This window comes from Inquilinus sp. (genome assembly GCF_057815775.1).
In genome coordinates, this window is record NZ_JBYRFX010000367.1 from 1 (window position 1) to 8,324 (window position 8,324).

An 8,324-nucleotide genomic window follows, 5' to 3' on the forward strand; every position below is an offset into this window, starting at 1 on the left:
CCACGATCCACAGCGACGGCTTGAAGATCGCGGCCAGCACGATCGCCAGCAGCAGGGCCGGGAAGGCCATCATCAAATCGGTGAAGCGCATCATCACCGCGCCCAGCCAGCCACCGAAGAAGCCGGCGACAACGCCGAAGAAGGTGCCGATCAGCACCGCGGCGCCATTGGCGACAACGCCGATGATCAGCGAGGTCTGGGCGCCGTAGACCAGGCGCGAGAACATGTCCCGGCCCAACAAGTCGGTGCCCATCCAGAACTTGCCGTCCGGGGGCAGGGGCGCGCCCTCAAGCGTCAGCCCGTCGAACATCTGGTCGTCGGGCGAGAACGGCACGATCCAGGGGGCGAACACCGCGGCGCCGACGATGACCAGGATCACCGCCAGGCCGAACAGGGCCAGCTTGCGGCGCAGCAGTTGCTTCAGGACCGACATTTCGTCAGGCCTCCCGCCGGCCAGTGGCCGGGCCGGATGCGCCGGCGGCAAGGTCCAGGCAATATTCCTCGATGCTGCAGCGCTGCCGCATCGCCGCGCTGCGGATCTCGCGAAAGGCATCCGCCTCGTCCAGCCCGCGCTGCGCCATCAGCGCCAGGATGGCGCGAACGACGACGGGGCGCAGCCGCAGCCGGGTCTCCAGATCGGCGATCCTGACTTCCCAGGCGCGGCGTTCGGCGAAGCCGTGGCTGGCGATCACCAGGGCGCTGAACACGCCGCCGGAAGCGACCGGCTTCAGCAGATGGGCGGTGGCGCCCTGGGCCAGCACCCAGTCCAGCCGGCCCGGCGCTTCCGACCCGATCAGCGCGACCAGCGGCATCGGCGGTGCGCCGGCCGGCCAGGGGAACTGGCCGTCATGGGCGGTGTCGGCGTCGAACAGCACGAAATCAGCGGCCAGATCCTCGACCGCCAGCCCTGGCCAGGCCGGCCGCGCGGCGATGCCCAGCCGTTCCAGCTGGCGCAGCACGGCGTCGGCAGCGGCATGCGGCCGGTGCAGCACCACGGCGCTGCGGCCGCGGAAATTGGGGGTGGCGGCGCGCTGCATGGTCATTTCACCCGCCGGATCCGCGGCCGGGCCGCATCCGGGCCCCGCACCCGCCGGGTCAGGGCCGCGGCGTCGAATTCGACAAGATAGGGGTCCGGCGCCAGCGGCGCCGCGGCGGCGTCGATCAACTCGAAGCCGCCATCCCCGGCGATCCGGCCGAGATAGGGCGTCAGGGCCGCATGGTTGGTGCGCGGATCGATGGTCAGGGGCCCGAGCGGCGTGGCGAAGCGCCTGGCGTGCAGCACCGGGCGCAGCGCCTCCGGCGCATCGGTGCCGGCCTCGCGGATCGCCTCGGCCAGCATCCGCACCGCGGTGTAGCCGCCGGCGAGGAAGGCGGAGGAGCGGCGACCCGCGCCCCAGCGGGCTCGCAGCCGCTGGCGAAAAGCCCGGTTCTCGGCGCTGTCGACGCCCTCGAAATAGATCGCGCTGCTGAGATGGCCGGTGCCGGCGGGGCCGACCAGGTCCAGCTCGCATTCCGTCAGGTTGCAGCTGACGATCGGCCGGCGGTCCGGCGCGAAATCCGGATCGGCATCGGCCAGCGCCCGATAGGCCCGGAAGAAGGCGTAGCTGGACGGGCCGATCAGGTTGTTCAGGACGAAGTCGGGCCGCTTGTCGCGGATCTCCTGGATCAGGCGGTCGACCTCGGTGCTGCCGATCGGCAGATAGCGTTCGGCCAGCACCTCGCCGCCGCAGGCACCGATCAGCTCGCGCGCCACGCGGTTCACCTCCCAGCCCCAGATGTAATTCGACCCGACCAGGGCAGCGCGGGTGCCCCAGCGCGGCAGCACATGCTGGAACAGCGGCACGATGTGCTGGTTCGGGCAGGCGCCGGTGTAGATCACGGCCTCGCTGCTTTCGAAGCCCTCATAGGGGCAAATGTACCACAGCAGCGCGTCATGCTTCTCGATCGTCGGCAGCACCTCCTTGCGCGACAGGGAGGTGATGGTGCCGACGATCTGGCGGCAGCCGCCTTCGCGGATCGCCGCCTCGCACAGCGCGTGATAGCGGTCGATCACGCCTTCGGGATTGGCGGCGAAGGGCGACAGGGTGAAGCCGAAGCCGGGATCGGCGTTGACCTCGTCCAGCGCCATCATGGCGCCGTCCAGCGCATCGCGGCCGATCGCGCCATAGGGCCCGGTGGTCGAATAGAGAAGACCGATCGCGTAACTCGTCCGCACCGTGCTGCCTATCCCTGTGCCCAAAACGCACAAAGCCCCATGGCGCACCGTCGCCGGTGTGCGGATGGGGCTTCGTTGCCGCTCCTGCCCCTTCGGGCAAGAAGATTTCGTGGTGTCCTGCCCAGGATACGGGGCGCGCCGGTTCTGTCAATCGCGCTGCAACATACCGTCGGCTGTCAGCCCGGCTTCGGCTTCGCGGTGGTGGGCTTGAGGGGAAAGCCGGTGACGATGTTCAGGCGCACCAAATCGTCATGATCGAGCAGGCGGATCGCCGGGTCGGCGAAGGTCTTGGACACGAAATCGGCGCTGATTCCCATCTGCAGCGTGTAGGCGCCGATATAGTAGGTCCAGAAGCTCAGCGCGGTTTCGGTCTGCTCGTTGTCGAAGGCCGGCTGGTCGGGGCTTGCCGGCCGGATCGCCGGGCGGTGGATGCCGAAGGCGCCGTCGCCGATGCTGCGGTGGACGCCGCCGAGAAAGGCGATGGTGCAGGCGGAATAGCAGTTCGACAGCTGGGTCGTGGTGCTGCCATCGGCGCCGCGCACCTTGGCCTGCCCGACCACGGTGTCGAAGCCGCCCTCACGCATCATCTGGCCCAGCCGCATGCCGAAGGCGATCAGCCCGCCGATCGAATTCAGGCGGACCAGATGCGGCGCGTCCGGCTCACGCGCCAGGAAGGCCTGGAACCGCTCGGGCGTGCCGGCGTCGATCTCGCCCTCGGCCAGGATCCAGGTGCAGCTGTCGCAATCCACAGCCGGGCCCTGGCGGCTGAACTCCATCGGCCGGGCCTGGGCCGGCAACGCGCCGAGGACCAGCAGCGTGCCGGCAAGCAGGCCGAGCCAGGGCAGGCGGGAAGGGCGGTCGCGGTTCGGCATCGGCGCCAGCGGGGATGGTCGCCGCAGCTTACGGCGAAGGGGTGCGGAACGGAACTGGCCTCAGTCCAGCTTTACCGCCAGGCCGCGTTGCACGCCGGGCCGGGCCAGCAGCGCCTCGTACCAGCGCTTGACCTGCACGAACTCGGCCAGGTCGACTTGGTGGCGCTCATGCCGCCAGGCCCAGCCGAGGATGGCGAAATCCGCCACCGACAGCGGGCCGGCGACGAATTCGGCCTGGGCCAGCCGGCGGTCGAGCACGCCGTACAGCCGCCGCGTCTCCTTGCTGTAGCGCTCCAGCCCGTAGCGGCGGTCGTCCTCGGACTCCACCGTCAGGAAGTGATGCACCTGGCCGGGCATCGGGCCGAAGCCGCCCATCTGCCACATCAGCCATTCCAGCACCGGCACCCGTTCGGCCAGGCCGACCGGCAGGAACCGGCCGGTCTTCTCACCGAGATACAGCAGGATGGCGCCGGATTCGAACACGCTGATCGGCGCCCCGGCCGGGCCGTCGGGGTCGACGATCGCCGGGATCCGGTTGTTCGGGCTGATCTTCAGGAAGTCCGGCGCGTGCTGCTGGCCCTTGCTGATGTTGACGGGGTGGACGGTGTAGGGCAGGCCCATCTCCTCCAGCGCCACGCTGATCTTGCGGCCGTTGGGGGTGTTCCAGGTATAGAGCTCGATCGTCATGACGATAGGTCCTATCAGGTCAGGGCCGGGGCGACGAAGCGCTGGAAGCCGGGGCGTTCGGCCAGCCCGGCATACCAGCGCTCCAGCTGCGGCAGCGCCGGCTTGGTGACGCCCTCGACGCCATACCAGCGGCGGACATAGGCGCCCAGCACGATGTCGGCGAGGGTGAACACCTCGCCCTCCAGATAGCGGCGGCCGGCCAGGTGGCGGTCGACGATGCCCCACAGCCCGCCCACGGTGTCGGCCGCGTCCTGGATCGCCGCCATGTCGCGTTCGGCCGGCGGCGTCCGCACCAGGCCCCAGAACACCGGCCGCTCCGCCGACTGCAGGGTCGACAGGCTCCAGTCCATCCAGCGCTCCACCCCGCCGCGAATCTTCGGGTCCTGCGGATACAGCGTCGAGCCGTCGCCATATTGCAGGGCGAGGTAGCGCATGATCGCGTTGGACTCCCACAGCACGTAGTCGCCATCGGTCAGCAGCGGGATCTTGCCGTTCGGGTTCATCGCTAGGTAGTCGGCCTCGGTGTTGCGGCCGAAGTGCAGGCCGGCGTCGATCTGCTCATAGGGCAGGTCGAGCTCGGCGGCGCACCACAGCACCTTCTGCACATTGACCGAATTGACCCGGCCCCAGATGCGGAGCTGCGGAGAGGCGGACGACATGACGGGGATCCCTCGTGTTTGGCCGTGCGGCGGCGTCTACAGTACGCGCCGGGGCGGCCGGAGGTTAGCGGCGAAAGGCCTCGATTTCAGCCCGGCATCTCCGACCGGCGCAGCTGCCGCCCCAGCAGCATGGCGGCCAGGGCGGCGACGGCCAGGCTGGCGGCCAGCAGCGCCATCCCTGCGGTGAAGCTGCCGGTCGAATCCTTGATCCAGCCCACCGCATAGGGCCCGACGAAGCCGCCGAGATTGCCGATCGAGTTGATCAGGGCGATGCCGCCGGCCGCGGCGGTGCCGCCCAGGAACATCGGCGGCACGGTCCAGAACGGCCCGAGCGTGGCGTAGATGCCGATCGCGGCGACGCCGAGGCACAGCAGCGACAGGAGGTTCGACGTCGTGGCGATGCTGCCGGCGAAGCCGATGGCGCTCAGCAGCGCCGGCAGGGCGATGTGCAGCACCCGTTCGCCGGTGCGGTCGCTGTGCCGGCCCCAGGCCAGCATCGCGCCGGCGCTGACGAGATAGGGCAGGGCGATCAGCCAGCCGGTCTGCAGGGTGGAGAAGCCCATGCCCTTGACGATCTGCGGCAGCCACAGGCCGATGCCGTAGAGGCCGATGACGATGCCGAAATAGACCAGGCTGAGCAGCAGCACCCGGATGTCGGACAGGGTCGGCCACAGCGCGTGCAGCGGGCGGTGGGTGGCGGCGGCGCGGTCGCTTGCCAGGTCGGCGGCGATGGCGGCGCGCTCCGGATCCGTCAGCCAGCTTGCCTTCAGCGGCCCATCCGGCAGCACCGCCAGCACGGCGAGGCCCAGCAGGCAGGCCGGCAGCCCCTCGATGATGAACAGCCACTGCCAGCCGGTCAGGCCGAACCATTGGTGGGTGGCGTCGAGGATGATGCTGGAGATCGGCGCACCGATGGCGGTGGCCAGCGGCACCGCCGCCATGAACAGGGCGACGAAGCGGGCACGCCGCGCCGCCGGGAACCACTAGGTCAGGTACAGGATCATGCCGGGCAGGAACCCGGCCTCGGCGGCGCCGAGCAGGAAGCGCAGGATGGAATAGCCCCAGATGCCGTGGACGAAGGCCATGGCCGCTGAGATCACGCCCCAGGTCAGCATGATCCGGCAGATCCACAGCCGGGCGCCGACCTTCACCAGCATCACGTTGCTCGGCACCTCGAACAGGAAATAGCCGAAGAAGAAGATCCCGGCGCCCCAGCCGAACGCATAGGGCGAGATGCCGAGATCGGCGTTCATGGTCGGCGCGGCGAAGCTGATGTTCACCCGGTCGAGGAAGCTGACGAGGTACAGCAGGATCATGAAGGGAATGATGCGCCGGCTGACCTTGCGGTACAGCGCATCGCGATCGGTCTCCGGCACGTCGATCCCTCCCTTTTCGCGCCGCAGCCCTTCGTGGCCCGCGGTTCCCTGCGACTCGTCTCCCAGGGTAGGAAGGGATCGCAGGCGCGGGGAAGCCAATTCCCGTGATCGTGCCTATAACGGCTTGTGATCCGGTGACGGCCGCGGGACGACGGCCAAATCGAAGCGGGAGGCGATGATGGCGGGCGGAGAGTTGCGCTGGTCGGCGGCGGCGGATGCGGCGGCGGAGATCGCGGCGGCCTGGGGGCCGGGCGAACCCGGCGGCGGCGTCGCGGTGTTCGATGCGCGGGAGATCCGGGCCGAGGCCTGCGGCGGGGTCGACAGCCTGGCCGGCGGCAATGCCTTCTCCGGCGACACGGTGGTGCGCTACGCCTCGGTCACCAAGCATGTCTTCGCCGCACTTACGCTCAACCAGGACGGCATCGGCCTGGACGTACCGCTGGGCCTGCTGCTGCCGGCGCTGCAGGGCGACCTCGCCACGGTCACGGTCGGCCGTGCCCTCGACATGACCGGCGGGCTGCCGGATGCGGGCGAGACGCTGGGGCTGCTCGGCATCCCGCAGGGCGCCGTGATCGGGCGCGAGGAGACGCAGGATTTCGTCTGCCGCCTGACCGAGCTGAACTTCCCGTCCGGGCACGAGATCTCCTATTCCAACACCGGCTACCGGCTGCTCGACGGGGCGCTGCTGCGCCGGGGCACGGCCTTCGCTGACCTGGTGCGCGACCGCATCGCCGAACCGCTCGGCATCGGCTTCCGGGTGCCGGAGACCTGGTTCGACCCGATCCGCGGCCTGGCCCCCGGCTACTGGAAGACTGCGGACGGTGCCTGGCAGCTCGCCGCCTCGGGCCGGCACCTCTCCGCCTCCGGCTGCATGACCGGCAGCCTGCAGGATCTGGTGCGCTGGCAGCAGGCGGTGCTGGCGGATCGCGGTCCCGGCCGCGGCGTGCTGGCCCGGCAGGCGGCGACGCGGCATCTGGCCGACGGCAGACCGACCGGCTACGGCCTCGGCCTCGCCTGGTCGCGGCTCGGCAACCGCCGGCTGGTCGGGCATGGCGGGTCGCTGCTCGGCTACAAGACCTATTTCCTGCTGGACCCGGAGCAGGGCGTCGGGGCCGCTGTGGTCTCGAACCGCGAGGACACGGTCTCGCACGGCCTGGCGCTGAAGCTGATGGCGGCGCTGCTGGGCGAAGAGCTGCCGGCCCGTGGCACCGGGATTCCGGACGGGCTGTATGCGGCGGAGCAGGGCGCGGAATGGCTGGAGATGAAGGACGGCGTCGCCAGCTTCCTCGGCAGCGGCGAGACGCTGTATCGCGGCGAAGACGGCTGGTCGGTCTCGCTCGCCGCCCATTTCCCGATGCGGCTGCGCTGGACCGGGGCGGCGGTCGAAGGCGAGATCGGCCACGTCGCCCGCCGCTTCCACCCCGTGGCGCCGGACGATGCGCTGGACCGGGTGCAGGGCGACTGGTCCTGCCCGGACCACCATGCCGGCTTCACCATCGCCGGCGACCGGATGGAGATCGGCATCGGCCCGGCCCGGATTTCGGCGCCGCTGACATCGCTCGGCGGCGACCGGCTGCTGGCCGAGGGCAAGGACGGCCCCTGGCCGCAGCGGATCTGCCTGGCGTTTGATGGTGGGGGCGCCGGCGACCACGTCCGCCTGTCGCTCAACCGCAGCGGGGTGCTGCGCTTCCGGCGGGGTGGGTAGGGCGAGGCTCCGACACTGTCTCTTCAGGAGGGAAACCGATGGAAGACGCGACGCCTGGAAAGCCCCTCACGGGCGGTTGCCAATGCGGCAGGGTTCGGTACGAACTCGCAGGGCCGCCGCTCGGCCTGTATGTCTGCCACTGCCGCGAATGCCGGAAGCAATCGGCTTCGGCGTTCGGGATTTCGGCGTTCTTCCGCAGCGCCGACCTGCACCTCCTGGGGGGCGAGATCCATAGCTGGTCCCGGCCGGCGAAATCGGGGTGGACCATCGTCTCCTTCTTCTGCCCGAATTGCGGATCGCGCCTCTGGGATGGCGACAAGGACCGGGAGGACGATGTCTGCATCAAAGGCGGCTCTCTCGACGAGCCGCTGGACCTGACCGACGCCGTCCACATCTGGACCAGCCGGAAACTGCCCGGCGTGATCATCCCCGAGCACGCCCGGCGGCATGTGGAGGATCCGGAATAGGCACCAGTGCATTGCCGCCCTCCGGCCGGACATATGCCGGGCACTGATGCGTCCCTCGGTTTTGTCGGATATGCGGCGACATCGGTGCTTTCGGGCGGCGGCGGATCGCGCCATCATCGCCGGGTCGGGGTTCGGAAGGGCGGCCGCCGACGGACCGGAGGAGCTTGCATGCCATCGACCATTGCCGTCATCGCCGCGGGGGCGATGGGCAGCGGCGTCGCCCGCCGCCTGACCGATCACGGCGCGGCCGTGCCCACCCTGCTCGACGGCCGCAGCGCCGCCACCGCGGCCCGGGCCAAGGCGGCCGGGATGGTGGCGGCGGATGAGGGGACGATCGCCGGCG

8 protein-coding genes and 1 pseudogene are annotated in these 8,324 nt (G+C 70.1%); 2 read left to right on the forward strand and 7 right to left on the reverse strand.

Annotation, left to right across the window (positions count from 1 at the left end):
• The 7 genes and pseudogenes from AC3XYG_RS13175 to AC3XYG_RS13205 all read right to left on the reverse strand — a co-directional run.
• Positions 1-433 (reverse strand): ABC transporter permease (locus tag AC3XYG_RS13175; protein ID WP_489140294.1); only part of this gene is annotated, 433 nt, incomplete at its 3' end.
• A 4-nt stretch (positions 434-437) separates the two neighbouring features.
• Entirely contained in the window at positions 438-1,043 is a 606-nt protein-coding gene (locus AC3XYG_RS13180) for an ANTAR domain-containing response regulator (protein WP_489140295.1), read from the reverse strand.
• Positions 1,040-2,215, reverse strand: coding sequence for a transporter substrate-binding domain-containing protein (locus AC3XYG_RS13185; protein ID WP_489140296.1), 1,176 nt, complete (start codon positions 2,213-2,215; stop codon positions 1,040-1,042). The genes AC3XYG_RS13180 and AC3XYG_RS13185 overlap by 4 nt, the downstream gene beginning before the upstream one ends.
• Before the next feature lie 176 nt (positions 2,216-2,391).
• Complete coding sequence (locus AC3XYG_RS13190) at positions 2,392-3,087, reverse strand: COG3904 family protein (RefSeq protein ID WP_489140297.1); 696 nt, start codon at positions 3,085-3,087, stop codon at positions 2,392-2,394.
• Between the two features lie 60 nt (positions 3,088-3,147).
• Positions 3,148-3,774 carry a glutathione S-transferase family protein gene (locus AC3XYG_RS13195; protein ID WP_489140298.1) on the reverse strand — a complete coding sequence of 209 codons (627 nt, stop codon included), beginning with the start codon at positions 3,772-3,774 and terminating at the stop codon, positions 3,148-3,150.
• Between the two features lie 14 nt (positions 3,775-3,788).
• A complete protein-coding gene (locus tag AC3XYG_RS13200; RefSeq protein ID WP_489140299.1) occupies positions 3,789-4,433 on the reverse strand; it encodes a glutathione S-transferase family protein in 645 nt (214 codons plus the stop codon).
• Between the two features lie 86 nt (positions 4,434-4,519).
• A pseudogene (locus AC3XYG_RS13205) lies at positions 4,520-5,749 on the reverse strand (MFS transporter).
• 235 nt (positions 5,750-5,984) lie between these two features.
• On the opposite strand from AC3XYG_RS13205, the gene AC3XYG_RS13210 reads away from it, so the two are divergent.
• Entirely contained in the window at positions 5,985-7,514 is a 1,530-nt protein-coding gene (locus tag AC3XYG_RS13210; RefSeq protein ID WP_489140300.1) for a serine hydrolase domain-containing protein, read from the forward strand.
• A 38-nt stretch (positions 7,515-7,552) separates the two neighbouring features.
• A complete protein-coding gene (locus tag AC3XYG_RS13215) occupies positions 7,553-7,981 on the forward strand; it encodes a GFA family protein (RefSeq protein ID WP_489140301.1) in 429 nt (142 codons plus the stop codon).
• Positions 7,982-8,324 lie beyond the last annotated feature (343 nt).

Bases quoted from the DNA above. Each gene is read 5' to 3' on its own strand.
- AC3XYG_RS13180 (WP_489140295.1), bottom strand. From the start codon at position 1,043: ATGACCATGCAGCGCGCCGCCACCCCCAATTTCCGCGGCCGCAGCGCC.
- AC3XYG_RS13190 (WP_489140297.1), bottom strand. From the start codon at position 3,087: ATGCCGAACCGCGACCGCCCTTCCCGCCTGCCCTGGCTCGGCCTGCTT.
- AC3XYG_RS13195 (WP_489140298.1), bottom strand. From the start codon at position 3,774: ATGACGATCGAGCTCTATACCTGGAACACCCCCAACGGCCGCAAGATC.
- AC3XYG_RS13200 (WP_489140299.1), bottom strand. From the start codon at position 4,433: ATGTCGTCCGCCTCTCCGCAGCTCCGCATCTGGGGCCGGGTCAATTCG.
- AC3XYG_RS13210 (WP_489140300.1), top strand. From the start codon at position 5,985: ATGATGGCGGGCGGAGAGTTGCGCTGGTCGGCGGCGGCGGATGCGGCG.
- AC3XYG_RS13215 (WP_489140301.1), top strand. From the start codon at position 7,553: ATGGAAGACGCGACGCCTGGAAAGCCCCTCACGGGCGGTTGCCAATGC.